Genomic DNA, 15,475 nt, shown 5'->3' on the forward strand with positions numbered 1-15,475 from the left:
AACAATCGAGCGGCATTTCGCATGTAGGGTGCTTTCCTTAAATAGCGACGTGTCAGTAAATTGAATCAAAGCGAAGCTACTGGCTTCGCTTTTTTATATCTACCATACGCACAAAATTGCTTTTTGATACAAGCACGTATTGAGTGGTGTGATACCATCGCCGTTCTTATAAAATCAAATGAGAACACGACATGCACCCAGCATTAAAGGTTGCTGCGCTCGGTATTGCGCTGGTCGCTGGCTTTTATGGACCACAGGCAGTCGAGCAATTTAAATCGGTAGTAGAGAGCCACTCTCCTGACGTCAACTTAGATGACTACTGCATGCTTTCAACAACATCGTGTGAGCAAGACAGCGTTGCTATGACCCTTGAGCATGAAACAGCTCAACCTCTAGTCCCAACAAAAATCAAAGTTGTGTGGGAAGGCGCGGCCTCTGAAACCTTGATGCTATCGCTGACCGGTTTAGAGATGGAAATGGGCTCAGCACGTTTCCAATTAAAAAATACTGGTAACAACATCTATGAAGGTGATGTCATTTTACCCGTGTGTACCATGGATCACATGACTTGGCTTGGTGAGCTCACCGATGGTGTTGAAACCGTAAAACCTGCAATAAGGATGACAAGATGAGTAAGAATTGGTCGCTAGCGCTGGTTGTAGCGTTTGTACTTGGCTTTGGAGTAAAAAGCTATCTCGATGGTCAAACAGAGGCTCAAGAGCAACACGTTGAAAAACAACAATTCTCCGAAACAACGCTTTTTGGAAAAGACAACCAATCAATAAAACTCTTTGACGAAACCGATGACAGAATTCGTATCGTTTACTTTGGCTTCACACGCTGTCCTGACGTTTGCCCAACATCATTAGCAATGCTAGCGGGTGCGCTCAACCAGATCTCTGATGAATCGAAAGCCAAGATTCGTCCTATGTTTGTTTCTCTTGATCCAGAGCGTGATGCCGCGGAAGCGTCATACGAATACGCGCAGTACTTCAACCCAATGATTGAAGGTATGAGTGGCCCATTGGATGTCACCACGAATCTGGCACATAAATACGGTGTTATTTTCCGAAAGACACAGCTTGAAGGTTCCGAGCTGGAATACACACTCGACCACAGCTCATATTTCTACTTTTTAAAGCCCAACGGTACCTTGATTACTAAAGTACCGCACACGTTGACGCCTGCGCCAATTGTTGAAGCCATCAACACATTGACACGCTAGTGTGCTAAGTCACTCTAGAAGCAGCGTGTATAAAAATAAAGAACTCAACTAATCGAGTTCAAAACGTAAAGTCAGGTCCCAGACCAAAACATAAAACAATAAGGACAACAACATGAAGTTAAAAGCACTTGCTCTAGCAGGCTTATTGCTCACCCCTCTTGCCCAGGCAAAAAGCGACATCATGGTACATGACGCGTACGCTCGTGCGACACCGCCAACGGCTGTGAACAGCGCAGTATTTACGACCCTGATGAACCATAGTGACAAAGACCGCGCTATCGTTTCAGCGACAACACCAGCAGCAGGTAAGGTAGAGCTTCATGATGTGATCGTTGAAGGCGATGTAATGAAAATGCGTCAGGTTCAACAGATCACAATCCCAGCAAATGGTGAAGCCGTACTTAAGCCTGGCAGCCTGCACATTATGTTGTTCGACCTAAAAAATGGTCTAAAAGAAGGCGAGCAGATCGAAATGACACTGACTTTCGCAAATGGCGAAACACAAACTTTCGAAGCACCAGTTAAGAAAGTGATGAGTGGCATGAAAAAGATGAATCACGATCATCACTAATTCTAGAAACTGATGCTCATGAGGCTTATCAAGAGCCAAAGCACATCAGTGAAAAATTAGACAAAATAAGCCACGATGACTTCTCGCCATCGTGGCTTTTTGTTAAACTGCACTCGCTTTTTATGCAAAGCCTAACCATATTAATAACCAAGGAGAAGAGAAGATGATTGTAATGAAAACACTAAAACTGGCAGTAAAAGTAACGCGTTAATTTTGTTTGGTTAAACCAACTTTAATTCCGAACTACCAACATTAAGCCACCAGCTGGCTACCGCACACTTTTACCCGGTTTACATTTGATCGCACATGGTCAAAGCATGCTCATTATGCATGAATCAATCCGGGGTCCTATCTATTGAATTCGACCCAAACTCTAAAGCATTTTTGACGTCCCGACGCTTTTGGGCTTTTAACGCTTCTGATCTCACCAACAATAAGAGATCTCACAAGAAGTTAATGCTCTCATAAGAAAAGAAAGCTCGCACGTCTGGGTAAATAGACATGAATTCACAAGCTGCATTTTCTCATCCAATGTCACTTCAACAACTTGGATGGCAACCTGTATTCCAACAACAACTGACACTTGAAGATTACGACCATTCAGTGATCGCCCGTATCACCGCGCACCATCGCAGTGGCTACACATTGGCTTCTGAACAGGGCGAAATCACTCTACCTATTCATCACAACCAACCTGCAATGACGGTTGGCGATTGGGTAATATTGAACTCTGAACTGCAATTCGATCGCTTACTAGAACGCCAATCGCTCTTTAGCCGAAAAGCTGCGGGCAGTCGTGTGGCTGAACAATATATTTCAGCCAATATCGACACAGTGTTTATCGTGGTTTCATTGAACAACGACTTTAATCTGAGTCGCATTGAACGCTACCTGGCACTCGCAAATGAAGCACAAGTTGAAGCGGTTATCGTCCTGACGAAGAAAGACTTGTGTGACGACTACGAAGACAAAGTACAACAGGTACAAAGCTTAGACCCGATGCTCATGATCGAAGCGGTCAACAGCCTAGATCAAGGCTCAACCCAAGTACTTTCACCTTGGTGTAAAATCGGCAAGACCGTCGCGCTAATGGGCTCTTCTGGTGTGGGTAAGTCGACTTTGGTTAACTCATTGCTAGGTGAAGCATCGCAGGCAACTGGTGGTATTCGTGAAGACGACAGTAAAGGTCGTCATACAACCACATCACGATCACTCCACTTGCTCGCATCAGGTGGCTTGCTTCTCGACACTCCAGGAATGCGAGAGCTCCAACTTGCAGACTGCGCTGAAGGCGTGAGTGAAACTTTTTCAGACGTCGAAGAGTTAGCAATGCACTGCCGCTTCTCTGATTGTCATCATGAATCAGAGCCGGGATGCAAGATAAGGGCTGCCATTGAGAGTGGTGAACTGTCTGAAAGACGATTTACTAACTATCAAAAGCTACTGAGAGAGCAAGCAAGAAACGGCGCTTCTCTTGCAGAGCAACGCGCTAACAATAAGCAGCTTTCCAAAATGTACCGAAACGTACAGTCAGAAAGCCGCAATATTAAGAAAGGCTCAGCTTAAGCAGCTAGATATAAAGGTAATCTGAGTTAATCGCTCAACACTGAGCTGAAACACCGAGCCCCACGTGCCAATCGCGTGGGGCTTTTTGTTTCAATTAGATAAGAAAGCGACTATTTACGCACACAATGTTCTTACTAATCGCCATTTACATCTTCTAATTTACAGTATATTAGCTCTATCAAATATGAATCTGTAGATTTTTAGCTAAATCAAAATACATTTATTTAACATTTAGCTCTAAAAACACCACGTAGTGCAAACAATCACACTAAAAGTAAACTATTCCTAGACACCCGCTACGATCCCGCTAATATGACCGCCCATTCCACTAGTGTATAGTTGGAATCGGTACAACTTTATAAAAGATACATCACTATAATAAATTAACAATTGCAGGTATTTTATGCAAAATCACAACATGCTCGCCCGCATCGCTCGTGGGAATCTTGTCCTACAGATCCTTGCTGGTATTGTTTTCGGTGTCGTTCTCGCCATGGTTTCTCCTTCAGCAGCTCAAGACGCAGGCCTTTTAGGTAGTCTGTTTGTTGGTGCTCTGAAAGCTGTTGCCCCAATTTTAGTATTCATTCTTGTTGCAGCTTCTATCGCAAACCAAAAGAAAGGTCAGCATACTCATATGCGTCCAATCATCGTGCTTTACTTGATTGGTACTTTCTCTGCAGCACTTACAGCCGTAGTATTAAGCTTCATGTTCCCAACCACTTTGACACTGGTTGCTGGCGCGGAAGGTGCTACTCCTCCTCAAGGTATTGGTGAAGTTCTTCACACGCTTCTATTCAAGCTTGTAGACAACCCAGTTAGCGCGCTAATGAGCGCAAACTACATCGGTATTCTTGCTTGGGCGATCGGTCTTGGTCTTGCTCTGCACCACGCATCTGCAACAACCAAAGCGGTTTTCGAAGATCTAAGCCACAGTGTTTCACACATTGTTCGCTTCATAATTCGCCTAGCGCCATTTGGTATCTTCGGTCTAGTTTCAGCGACTTTCGCAACCACTGGTTTTGAGGCGCTAGCAAGCTATGGTCAACTTCTAGCGGTACTACTAGGTTCAATGCTCATCATTGCTCTAGTGGTTAACCCACTGCTTGTTTTCGTTAAAACAAAGCAGAACCCATACCCTCTAGTATTCCAATGTATTCGTGAATCAGGCGTAACTGCATTCTTCACTCGTTCAAGTGCTGCGAACATCCCAGTAAACATGAACCTTTGTAAGAAGCTAAACCTAGACGAAGACACTTACTCTGTATCTATTCCACTAGGTGCAACCATCAACATGGCTGGCGCTGCGATCACTATCACTGTGTTAACGCTGGCTGCTGTACACACGATGGGTATTGAGATTGATATCTTCACTGCAATCCTACTAAGCCTAGTTGCTGCGGTATCGGCATGTGGTGCATCTGGTGTTGCTGGTGGCTCACTGCTACTTATCCCTCTTGCATGTGGTCTATTCGGTATCTCAAACGATGTTGCGATGCAGGTAGTAGCGGTAGGTTTCATCATCGGTGTGATTCAAGATTCTGCTGAAACAGCGCTTAACAGCTCTACAGACGTAGTGTTCACAGCTGCAGTATGTAAAGCAGAGCAGAACAAAGCTTAATAAGCCTTTATTGGCTCTCAAGCCAAAAACTATATAAAGAAAAAGGGAAGCATCTGCTTCCCTTTTTTGTTGTCTAGATTTTCTAGATAAGAGTTAAAACTTAAATCAACTCATCGCTGATAGGTAGCAGGCTCAATAAATAAGCCGATGACCACCATCGACTAGTTTCTGTTCCAGTTGGACTGACTAAAATCTAGAGGGTCAATACTGTGATTGGCTTGTGTCTCTGAGGATGTTTGTTCGGTACTAGGTTGCTGGCTGTAATCGACATTCGCTTCCTGTGCAGTCGATACCGGTATTTCTAGATGGCTGGTCTCTACACTTAATGGCTCAGCCTCTTCATCAGACGCTTCTTTCACTTTCTTTGGAATCGGTATATTGCGTTTGTAAAGCTTGTTGAGCGCCTTAATAATTGAGTGCTTGGTGATTGCTTGTTGGGTCAGCTTGGTCATGATCGGTTTAGTCAATGCTTGTAAGCCCACAACCGCATCGACACCTAGCTCACCGCCCACTTTATCTCTCTGCTGCTTAGCTTCTGAGTAGCCAAAATGAGCAGATAGGAATAGCCAGATATAAGCAATTGCATTACCGTGTTCACCATGGTCGATCCACGCTTCACCCGCTCTAAACATCGCCTCTGCACTGTTCTTTTCTGCTGCTGTCTCAAACCAGTACACAGCCTCACCATGGTTAGGCTCTACGCCAACACCATTTAAGTAACTCATACCCAGTTTGATCTTGCCATCTAGGTTGTTTTTCTCTGCCGCTTTGCGATACCAACCAACAGAGCTTTCTGCAGAGTAGTCTGGGTTTTCTTTGTCTAGGCACCAGTCACCCATGAATAGCATCGCTTCGGTATTACCACCAGCGGCAGACTCTTCAATATAGGTGTAGCCTTTGGGGATGTTCTTCACGGTCCCGCGTCCATGGACCAGCGCTTTACCCATCTCAAATTTCGCCGACATATCGTTATCTAAGGCAGAGATCGCAAGCTGCCAAAAGTTGGCTTGTTCTCTCAAGATCAGATCTTCTTTGCGCTTCATACTTAAGCGAACAATGCCGTACATGCCGTTGACGTTATCCAAATGCGCCGCTTTATCGTACCAATACAACGCTTCCTTGATATTGTTACGTTCAGCCTCTTTCGCTAAATATAGAATCGACGGGACATGCCCTGTTTCTGCTTTAAAGTGGCGCTCTTTTTGCTCTTGGATACGTGCTTTTTCAATCGCCTTTCGGTAAGCGACAGCTCGCGCTTTACGTTCTTGTTCCAAGCGCTGCTTTCTTAGTGATAAAGAAATCAGCCACACAGCAACAAGTATTAACGAAAGAGCGGTCGCACCAATTGCGATTCCCATTGTACTCATAAAATGTTTAACCTAATTCGGTTCCGTTCTACCCTATATCGGCCACAAGCAACCTATATTGAGTAGTTAATTTCTGGGGCTATTAGCCCTGATGGTGACAAGAGACGCAGTCTCTATACGCTTCGCCTTAAACTCGGTTCAGTATCTCAGGAATACATAACGATAAGAAGTCTGCAAAGACTAATCCGTACGCACTCCATAAATCGTGTGATCTTGCTTCAATAAGGAGGGTTTCTCGAGCTTGCCTTTCATCAAGTTAGACTCAACCATTCACCAGAAACTGATGATTAGAAGCCTGTGCCTAAAGGCTGCGATGACTAGGTCAATTGACCATAGATGTAAGCTAACTCAGCGACCGTTTTTGCAGAAAACTTCTTCATCAAACTCGCTCGGTGAACTTCAACTGTTCTTACTGCGATGCACAGCTCATCGGCAATTTTCTGATTGCGTTTACCATCAATAATCTGTTTAAGGATGTCTATCTCACGCTCGGTTAACGAGGCATAAGCTTGACGGTAGACGTTCATTTGCAAATGCTTTTCTGATGCAACTAAGCCTTGCTTGATCGCCTCAGCTAACTCACTGCCTTTGACCGGCTTCTGGAAGAAATTCACCGCACCAGCCTGTAGCGCTTCAACCGCCATAGGTACATCACCATGACCAGTGAGATAGATAACCGAAAGTGGGCTCTGTGCTTTCAACATCAGTTCATGTACTTGCTGCCCTCTCATCTCAGGCATTCTGCTATCGAGCACCACACACCCAGCCGCACTTAAATCAACGGCATCAAGAAAACTCGGGCCATCTTGATAGGCTGACACCTTAAAATCATGCTCTTCCAGTAAGAACACCAATGAATCGCGCATTGACTCATCGTCATCAACCACATAGACCTGCAACGTTTGATGAAGTTCAGACATAACAAGATTCCTCATGAATCATTTGAAAGAGAGAAAGGTAACGTCACCGCAACATGACAACCATGTGGAGTGAGAGACGTTATGCTCATTTGACCGCAGTGGTCTTCAATGACGTCTTGGCATATCGCAAGCCCCAGCCCCAAGCCGTTTTCTTTGCTGCTCACAAAAGCTTGAGTCACTTGATGCTCGGTAAAATCTAATCCCGTGCCATTATCGATAACCGACATCATCATTTTATCGGGTTGATACTCGGTAATCACTTTAATTGTCGCTGGCTCATGGTTTTTATTATCAATATCAGACATTGCACGCTGCTGTTGGGTGTTACACGCATCGGTCGCATTGTTGATGAGATTAACTATCACTTGTTGGAGGCCCACAGGGTCAATATAGAGCTCAACAGGTTGACCCACGACGTAACGCTCAATGGTAATTTGGTGCTGTTCGAGACGGAATTGCAACAGTTCAATAGTGTCCGTGAGCAACTGCTCTATATCGCCTCTTGACTTCTCTGCTGAGCGTTTCTTTATCATGTTTCTTAGGCGCTGAATGATCGCGTCTGCTCGATCCACTTGCGATTGGATCTTCTCAAAGACCGGCTCAATATCGGTGATTGGTTTGTTTTTGGAAATACGTAGCAGACCACCTTCACTGTAGTTTCGAATAGCCGCCAAAGGTTGATTGATCTCATGTGCGAGGCTGCTCCCTAGCTCGCCCACGACGGCGATGCGTTGAGAATGCTCTAACTGTTCACTCTTCCTCTTTAGCTTGTTAAGTGTCGCTTCTAACTGCTTTTTGCTGCGGCTGAACTTGTATTCCAACCAAAAGTGGTAAGCATTCAAGAACACGACTAACAAGAAAAACGCCCATGCCCATTGCTGATTGTACTTAAGCCAGATTAACGCTTCTTTCCACCAAGGTTGTTGCAGTGGATGCATGTCGAGTTGTTGGTATAGCTTATCGATCGACAGCAGGCTTGTCGGTGAAGTCCAACCCGATGCATTCGCTGCAATGGCTGGCGCACTGCTTTTTGGCACCGCAAATAACACCTGACTCATTTGTTTCGCCAGTGCCGAAGACGCTCGCTCTGTTTTGGCAAACGACCAGTTAGGGTACAACGGCGTAGACACCTGACATCGGAACCCTTCTGGTGCTTGATTGTCGATAACACGATATTGACTAGCCACCAGCAAACCTTCGCTGATCATGCTCTCGACCAAACACGCAGGCACCACCGCAGCTTCAATGTTCCCTTCACGCAGTTGATACAAGCTGGCATCAATAGGGAAACCTAAGAACTGAGTATTAGAGAAAAAGTGATTGGGGTTGAGCCCTTGTTGCATTACTTGGTAACGCATAGTCAGGTAGCCACCAAACGCATTTTCAGAAACCGCGGCAATCGGCTTTCCGCTCAGTTGTTCAAACGAGATATACGGTGACATCCTTCTGACCACCAATGCAGAACCGATACTACGCGTGCTACTCACACCTTGAGCGTCGTAATTATGACTGGTCATGGTTGCCATCCAAGAGAGATCATACTGACGACCTAAACGAACCGCCTGACCTGGATTAGTGATTACAAAATCGACCTCGACCTTCTTTACCGCTTCGGCCATCTCTTCCAAGTTAAAGGGCTTGAGAACAAAGTGTTTTCCCGGGATACGCTCAGACAACCAGTCCATCGTTGGTTGCCAGCGTTGTTGCGCTGCAAGTTTGCCCCTGATGGCTAAAACACCCACTTCAATCGTCTGGTCTGATTCAATCGTATTTGTCGCTACCGAAACCGGTTCCGTTTGAGCAGCGAAACAAATACCTGCACTCAAACTCAGCCAGCACGTACTGATGAATGTAGTGAAGTTGCGAACAGTCACGGACATCTCTTTATTCAATCGGGTTACCTATTCAATGATTTCTCAATGCGTTGAAGCACTTTTAAATAAAGCATAACAGCTAGATAGCGAAAACCACATTTGTTCTAGATCAACTTTGATCTGGGAATGTGGAAATCCACAATACCCCGTGTAGGGTCAAAATCTGACAATGAGCTCAACAGAACCAATACCCATTTATAGGTACCAATATGGACTCATTGAAAAGACGGTTTCTCAGCCAGTTCGGCAAAGTTTCCGCCGGTGCTGCGCTCATTCCCATTACCGGAATCAACACCGCAGTCGCAAGCACAGCCATTCGCAATAACAACCAACCTGACCGCAAAGGCGAAGTAGGCAAACGCTACGCCATGGCGATTGATTTGCGTAAATGCGTAGGCTGTCAGGCATGTACTGTTGGCTGTAGCGTTGAAAACCAAGCGCCAATTGGTCAGTTCAGAACCACAGTAAAACAGTATGAAGTCTCCCTTGATGATGGTTCGACAGCTCGACAAGAGGTGAAGTCATTCATGCTGCCTCGCCTGTGTAATCACTGTGACAACGCACCTTGCATCAAGGTTTGTCCTGTTCAAGCCACTTTCCAACGTGAAGACGGCATTGTCATGGTCGACAACGAACGCTGCGTAGCTTGTGCTTATTGTGTTCAAGCCTGCCCTTACGATGCTCGCTTCATTAACCATGACACACTGACCGCCGACAAATGTACTTTCTGTGCACACCGCCTTGAAGATGGCTTGCTACCCGCTTGTGTAGAAACCTGTGTCGGCGGCGCGCGCGTAATCGGTGACCTTAAAGATCCAAACAGCGAGATCAACCGTCTGCTCAATGAAAACCAAGACGACATCAAGGTGCTTAAACCAGAACAGAATACCAACCCACATGTTTTCTATATCGGCATGAACGAGCGGTTCGTTAGTCACATTGAAGGCCAACCTGCGATTTATGATCCTGCCGCCATTGATAACTCATCTTCTAGCGAACAAGAATTGGCAATCGCGACACAAAGCAAACAAGGAGAGACAGCATGAATATCACTGAGGTGTTAGTTCCCGCTCAAGAGATCGCTTGGCTACCGTGGGCGGTTCAGTATTTCTTCTACATAGGTTCGGCTTACGCGGCTGCGATTCTGTTTTTGATTGCCCTGATATTTAAAAATTCAACCAGTCATCAATTTCGTGCAGCCCTTGTGCTTGTGATGGCCATCGGCGCGATTGTTGGACCATTAGCCCTTACTGGTGACTTACACCAACCTGGAAGGGCGTGGCACTTCTACGCTCACATCACGCCTTGGTCGTGGATGTCTCTAGGTTCTCTGTTTCTCCCTCTGTTCTCTGGTCTGGCTGTCGCGACGGCTTGGGTTTACTTACGTGATGACATCGCACAACTTAAAGAGAGTGAAAACCCACTTCTAAAACGTTTGTCTTGGCTAACCCTAGGTCAATGGCAGGTTTCAACAAAACTGATGATTGTACTCGCTGCTGCGACGGCTATTTCTGGCTTAAGTATCGCGCTTTACACAGGTGCCGAGATTGCAATTTTGGCAAGTCGCCCGCTTTGGCATCAACCGGCCTCTCCGCTGCTTTGGTTTACGACCGCATTCTTTGCTGCAACAGGTTTAACGTTGTTGATTTGGGCTCTGCTTCCTTCAACCAAGCCTAGCTTAAAATCGACAGACCTCGCTCTCGTACAAAGAACCATTACCTTAACGGGCGGCCTTGCCATCATTCTTACGTCGATTTGGGCCTCTAACCATGGTCACTTCAACCTGTATGAGGACGACGCTTGGGGTATTAATTTAGGCATCATGACCACCAGCATTTTGCTGTGCATGATCTTAGTTCTTCCATTGCAGCGCTTATCTCAAAGCAAGCTTGGAATTATCTGTGTAGCACTTGCGACCATAGTTTCTGCATGGGCGGTACGTTGGGTCACCATGATGGAAGTTCAAACCATTCCACGTTTCGATGTGGGTGCATTCCCTTATGAATTGCCAATGGGTAGCTCAGGTCTACTTGGCATTGTTGGTATGTGTGGTCTTTGGTTAGCACTTGCGTTGTTCGCCTCTGAAATCGTATCGACAAAAACAATATCAGCTAAATCAGCTAAATCAGCTCAAAAAACATCGTCACCACTTAACCGCTCACATAGCTTGTAGTCTGGGGAATCATCATGGATAACAAACGTCGTCAATTTTTAAAAGCAGGCCTTGCTGCCGGTGGTGTTGGAGCTTTTGCTGCAGGTTATGCGACAACCACAAAACACATGGTTCACGGTGCTATTGATGGCACCGCGGGTAAGAAAACCAACCACATCCACCACGGTAATTCGCTAGAAACGGAATACAGTGTCGATGAACAAGGTAAGATCTCGCCGAATCCAAATCAGCGCGTAGCACCATCAATGTGTTTCGGTTGCTGGACACTGTGTGGCTTGCGTGTACGTATCGATAATCGCAATGACGAAATTTTGCGTATCTCGGGCAATCCCTACCATCCGCTATCAAGTGATCAGCAAATCCCGTTCAAAACACCGGTAAAAGACGCCTACATTGGCTTGTCTGGAGAATCCGGTATCAATAATCGTTCGACAGCCTGCGCCCGTGGTAACGGCATGTTAGAGATTCAAAACAGCCCATACCGAATCACTCAACCGCTCAAACGTGTCGGTAAGCGTGGTGAAGGCAAGTGGGAACCGATCAGCTACGAGCAACTAATCACTGAGATCACCGAAGGTGGTGACTTGTTCGGTGAAGGCGAAGTGGAAGGCTTACGATCGATTCGCGATATCGAAACACCACTTGATCCAAACAACCCTGAATACGGTCCCAAAGCCAACCAATTGTTGGTGACTAATGCCGGTAATGAAGGCCGTGATGACATCTTGAAGCGCTTTGCATTCAACAGCTATGGTACACGAAACTTCGGTCACCACGGCTCTTACTGTGGCTACGCATTCCGTGCAGGTTCTGGCGCGATCATGAATGACTTGGACAAATTCTCGCACTTAAAACCCGACTTCAACAATGCGGAATTCATTCTTTTCATCGGCATGTCTCCGGCTCAAGCAGGTAACCCGTTTAAGCGTCAAGCACGACAACTTGCTGAGGCTCGTACCAACGGAAAACTCAGCTACACCATAGTGACGCCTAGCCTTCCTGCAGGTTCTTCAAGCCTTGCGGCAGGCGATCGCAACAACTGGCTTCCAATCAAACCGGGCACCGATTCAGCATTAGTACTAGGCATGATCCAATGGATCATCGAAAACCAACGCTACAATCACGACTTCTTGTCTCGCCCAAGCGCGCAAGCAATGCAAAAAGCCGGCACCACACACTGGTGTAATGCGTCTCACCTAGTGATCAGCGACGAAACGCACCCACAAAACGGACGTATGCTTCGCACATCGGATATTGGCTTGCTAGAAACAGGCGAACCGATGTCTGACGATGATGCATTTATCACACTAGATGTGACAACGTCACTATTAACATCAAACATTCAGGTCGATGAGGCGGCTCTGTTCGTCGATCAAGATGTAGAAATCGATGGTCAGGCTGTTCGCGTTAAATCTTCTCTACAAAGATTGAAAGAAGAAGCCTTCAAATTTGACCTTGCTTACTACAGCGAGCAGTGTGAAATCCCACAAGATCAGATCATTGCGTTAGCAAAACGCTTCACCAGTTACGGGACAAAAGCCGTCGTCGATACTCACGGTGGCAACATGCACACCAACGGCTTCTACAACTCATTCTCTATTCTGATGTTGAACGCTCTGATCGGTAACATCAACGCGAAAGGCGGCGCGATGGCGAAAGCGGGTGGCTACCCGACTTCTGTTGCAGGCCCTCGTTACGACTTTACCAAGTTCAAGGGTAAGACGAAGCCGCAAGGTGTGTTCTTGTCTCGCAGCAAGTTCCCGTACCAAAAAACCAGCGAATACAAACGTCGCGTTGCAGCCGGTGAGTCACCCTACCCAACTCGCGCGCCTTGGTACCCAATCTCAGCACCGCTGCTAACCGAGCATTTGTCAGCGGCGATTGATGGCTACCCATATCGCGCAAAAGCGTGGATCAACCACATGGCGAACCCACTTTATGGCGTTCCGGGGTTAGACAACCTATTAGGCGAGAAACTTAAAGATCCAAAGCAATTGGGTTTGATCGTCTCTATCGATGCCTTCATTAATGAAACCACAGCACTATCAGATTATCTCGTGCCTGACACGGTAACCTACGAAAGCTGGGGCATGGCAACACCTTGGCATGGCGTTGCAACTAAAGCGATCACTGCTCGTTGGCCGATTGTTGAACCTAAAACCTCTCGCACTCAGGACGGTCGTGCCATCAATCTAGAGAACTTCTTTATTGATCTGGCGAAAACACTCGAGCTGGGCGGCTTTGGTGATGATGCAATCAAAGACAGCCAAGGCAATTGGCACGGTATCCACAGTGCAGAAGACTTCTACCTTCGCTCTGCGGCGAACTTAGCATTTGCCAAAGGCGGCGTGCCGAATGTGGATGCAGAAGACATTGTTTGGTCTGGTCTTGAGCGCCTTGTTCCTGTGATGAACAAAACACTTAAGCCTGAAGAGATGTTAAAAGTGGCGTACATCTTCGCGCGCGGTGGTCGTTTTGAAGACGCTACCAATGCCTACACCAACGAAACCATGAAGTACAAATGGACCAAGCCCCTGGCTATTTGGAATGAAAAGCTTGGCACCTCTCGCAACACCATTAGTGGCGAGCGGTACATGGGTTGCCCAACATGGTATCCACAAAAACTGGCAGACGGCACACCACTGGCAGAGCAGTTCCCAGCAAAAGAGTGGCCATTTACCCTGACTAACTTTAAGTCCAACATTCACAGTGCGGTGTCTAACCTGTCACCACGCTTGGAGTCCATCAAAGGCGTGAACCCAGTGTACATTCACCCGCAAGACGCCTCTTCAGCGGGCATAAAAACCGGTGACGTATTTGCGATCGAAACGCCGAGCGCAACCACAAAAGCGTTGGCGATGGTGATTGATGGCATCAAGCCGGGCACATTAGGCTTTGAACATGGCTTTGGCCATAAAGAACTCGGCGAACGTGCGCACTGGATTGGTAAAACACAGCAACCAGTGAAGATGAAGTCCAACGATGGCGTTAACATCAATGATATTGGCTTAATTGACCCAACGAGAGAAGGCAAAGGCGTCATGTTGGATTGGGTTGTGGGCGCAGCGGCAAGACAGGCGCTTCCTGCGAAGATCTACAAGGTCTAGGTGTTAAAACCTCCCCTATTTCAGTCAAATCAAGACTGAGCATATTAGAGCAACTTCGTCATTCGAGGTTGCTCTTCTTTTTCTAACCTATTCAACACCAAACCATCAATTCTTCATATCACTTCCCTGCAAGTTTCTCACCTAGCCCCATCAACCGTCTATGCTTATACAATCGGTGCCATAAAGAGCCTTAACAAGCAGTCACACCGAGGCGAACATGGCAGTTCCCTTGCACTTCGTTAACGGCAGCTGGATTCGCCTATTGAAATCCACATCAATACCACCATGGTGATTGAGGTTATTAATGTGAGACTTACCTCAAGTTCCAAGTGAATTAATGTGGAAATCCACAATAGCGCGAGCAATCAATTATGTCGAAAATGCGTGCATTATAACCAATAGCGACGCCTCATGATTAAGCTGAATATAAAAACTCAAACTCTCACGCTTTGCATCGCTGCTTTAGGAAGCCTTTCTTTATCCGGTTTTGCACAAGCAGCGTCTAACCCAATGCCCGAAGCCGCAGAAACCTGTAGCGGGTGCCATCAAGCTGACGGGAAAGGGATGCCTAACATCGCCCCTATGCTTGCCGGGCTGAATGCTGACTACCTAGAACATCAATTGATTCTATTCTCTAGTGGAGAGCGTCAAAGCGCGATCATGAAAGGCATGGCCGATGGCGTGTCTGACCCAGCTATTCGTCGCGAAGTTGCCGAATACTTTGCCTCACTACCTTCATACGAATTCACAGATTTAGAGCAGCGCGGCTCACAAGCGGATATCGAGAACCCGTATCGCAAGCTTGTATTTCAGGGCGATTGGGACCGAAATATTCCAGCATGTGCTACCTGCCATGGACCAAGCGGAATGGGCGTAGACAAGTTTCCACGCCTTGCGAGCCAACATGCCGACTACATTCAATCTCAGCTTAACGCATGGAAAAACGGCACTCGCAAGGGTGATGATTTGAACATGATGGGCAACATCGCAGGCAAATTGACCGACGATGAGATCAAAAACCTGTCTTACTACTTCGCATCTTTTCGATACTAAA

The 15,475-nt window shown here is 46.5% G+C and carries 12 protein-coding genes; 9 read left to right on the forward strand and 3 right to left on the reverse strand.

From position 1 onward, the window contains the following. Window positions 1-191: 191 nt before the first annotated feature. The 5 genes from CWO08_RS01425 to sstT all read left to right on the forward strand — a co-directional run bounded on the left by CWO08_RS01425 (window position 192) and on the right by sstT (window position 4,980). Window positions 192-632, forward strand: a complete 441-nt coding sequence (locus tag CWO08_RS01425; RefSeq protein WP_008215856.1) for a hypothetical protein — start codon at window positions 192-194, stop codon at window positions 630-632. Next, a complete protein-coding gene (locus tag CWO08_RS01430; protein ID WP_108019559.1) occupies window positions 629-1,225 on the forward strand; it encodes an SCO family protein in 597 nt (198 codons plus the stop codon). Before CWO08_RS01425 ends, CWO08_RS01430 begins: the two co-directional genes overlap by 4 nt. Window positions 1,226-1,337: 112 nt before the next feature. Continuing rightward, a complete protein-coding gene (locus CWO08_RS01435) occupies window positions 1,338-1,796 on the forward strand; it encodes a copper chaperone PCu(A)C (protein ID WP_004740439.1) in 459 nt (152 codons plus the stop codon). Between the two features lie 501 nt (window positions 1,797-2,297). Continuing rightward, window positions 2,298-3,362 (forward strand): ribosome small subunit-dependent GTPase A, encoded by a 1,065-nt coding sequence (gene rsgA / locus CWO08_RS01440; RefSeq protein ID WP_061032126.1) that lies wholly within the window; start codon window positions 2,298-2,300, stop codon window positions 3,360-3,362. A 403-nt stretch (window positions 3,363-3,765) separates the two neighbouring features. Continuing rightward, entirely contained in the window at window positions 3,766-4,980 is a 1,215-nt protein-coding gene (sstT, locus tag CWO08_RS01445; protein WP_108019560.1) for a serine/threonine transporter SstT, read from the forward strand. A gap of 161 nt (window positions 4,981-5,141) precedes the next feature. On the opposite strand, the gene CWO08_RS01450 is transcribed toward sstT, so the two are convergent. The 3 genes from CWO08_RS01450 to CWO08_RS01460 form a co-directional block, all read right to left on the reverse strand. Further along, window positions 5,142-6,338: a tetratricopeptide repeat protein gene (locus CWO08_RS01450; protein WP_108019562.1), complete on the reverse strand. Its 1,197-nt coding sequence runs from the start codon at window positions 6,336-6,338 to the stop codon at window positions 5,142-5,144. A gap of 326 nt (window positions 6,339-6,664) precedes the next feature. Continuing rightward, window positions 6,665-7,267 (reverse strand): response regulator transcription factor, encoded by a 603-nt coding sequence (locus CWO08_RS01455; protein WP_108019564.1) that lies wholly within the window; start codon window positions 7,265-7,267, stop codon window positions 6,665-6,667. 11 nt (window positions 7,268-7,278) lie between these two features. Further along, window positions 7,279-9,141 (reverse strand): sensor histidine kinase, encoded by a 1,863-nt coding sequence (locus CWO08_RS01460; RefSeq protein WP_108019566.1) that lies wholly within the window; start codon window positions 9,139-9,141, stop codon window positions 7,279-7,281. A 209-nt stretch (window positions 9,142-9,350) separates the two neighbouring features. Here CWO08_RS01460 and dsrO point away from each other — a divergent pair, with 209 nt between their 5' ends. From dsrO to CWO08_RS01480, 4 genes are all read left to right on the forward strand, one after another. Next, the gene (dsrO, locus tag CWO08_RS01465) at window positions 9,351-10,187 is read left to right on the forward strand and encodes a sulfate reduction electron transfer complex DsrMKJOP subunit DsrO (RefSeq protein WP_108019568.1); all 837 of its coding nucleotides are present in this window, start codon (window positions 9,351-9,353) and stop codon (window positions 10,185-10,187) included. Beyond that, window positions 10,184-11,314, forward strand: coding sequence for an NrfD/PsrC family molybdoenzyme membrane anchor subunit (gene nrfD / locus CWO08_RS01470; RefSeq protein WP_108019570.1), 1,131 nt, complete (start codon window positions 10,184-10,186; stop codon window positions 11,312-11,314). Before dsrO ends, nrfD begins: the two co-directional genes overlap by 4 nt. A 14-nt stretch (window positions 11,315-11,328) precedes the next feature. Further along, window positions 11,329-14,421 (forward strand): tetrathionate reductase subunit A, encoded by a 3,093-nt coding sequence (locus tag CWO08_RS01475; protein ID WP_108019572.1) that lies wholly within the window; start codon window positions 11,329-11,331, stop codon window positions 14,419-14,421. Between the two features lie 411 nt (window positions 14,422-14,832). Next, complete coding sequence (locus CWO08_RS01480; RefSeq protein WP_108019574.1) at window positions 14,833-15,474, forward strand: cytochrome c; 642 nt, start codon at window positions 14,833-14,835, stop codon at window positions 15,472-15,474. Window position 15,475: the final 1 nt, after the last annotated feature.

This window comes from Vibrio sp. 10N.286.48.B8 (assembly GCF_003050085.1).
Taxonomy (GTDB): Bacteria; Pseudomonadota; Gammaproteobacteria; order Enterobacterales; family Vibrionaceae; genus Vibrio; species Vibrio crassostreae.

Excerpts from the sequence above, each read along its gene's own strand:
- CWO08_RS01425 (WP_008215856.1), top strand. The coding sequence starts at position 192 with ATGCACCCAGCATTAAAGGTTGCTGCGCTCGGTATTGCGCTGGTCGCT.
- CWO08_RS01430 (WP_108019559.1), top strand. The coding sequence starts at position 629 with ATGAGTAAGAATTGGTCGCTAGCGCTGGTTGTAGCGTTTGTACTTGGC.
- CWO08_RS01435 (WP_004740439.1), top strand. The coding sequence starts at position 1,338 with ATGAAGTTAAAAGCACTTGCTCTAGCAGGCTTATTGCTCACCCCTCTT.
- rsgA (WP_061032126.1), top strand. The coding sequence starts at position 2,298 with ATGAATTCACAAGCTGCATTTTCTCATCCAATGTCACTTCAACAACTT.
- sstT (WP_108019560.1), top strand. The coding sequence starts at position 3,766 with ATGCAAAATCACAACATGCTCGCCCGCATCGCTCGTGGGAATCTTGTC.
- CWO08_RS01450 (WP_108019562.1), bottom strand. The coding sequence starts at position 6,338 with ATGGGAATCGCAATTGGTGCGACCGCTCTTTCGTTAATACTTGTTGCT.
- CWO08_RS01455 (WP_108019564.1), bottom strand. The coding sequence starts at position 7,267 with ATGTCTGAACTTCATCAAACGTTGCAGGTCTATGTGGTTGATGACGAT.
- dsrO (WP_108019568.1), top strand. The coding sequence starts at position 9,351 with ATGGACTCATTGAAAAGACGGTTTCTCAGCCAGTTCGGCAAAGTTTCC.
- nrfD (WP_108019570.1), top strand. The coding sequence starts at position 10,184 with ATGAATATCACTGAGGTGTTAGTTCCCGCTCAAGAGATCGCTTGGCTA.
- CWO08_RS01475 (WP_108019572.1), top strand. The coding sequence starts at position 11,329 with ATGGATAACAAACGTCGTCAATTTTTAAAAGCAGGCCTTGCTGCCGGT.
- CWO08_RS01480 (WP_108019574.1), top strand. The coding sequence starts at position 14,833 with ATGATTAAGCTGAATATAAAAACTCAAACTCTCACGCTTTGCATCGCT.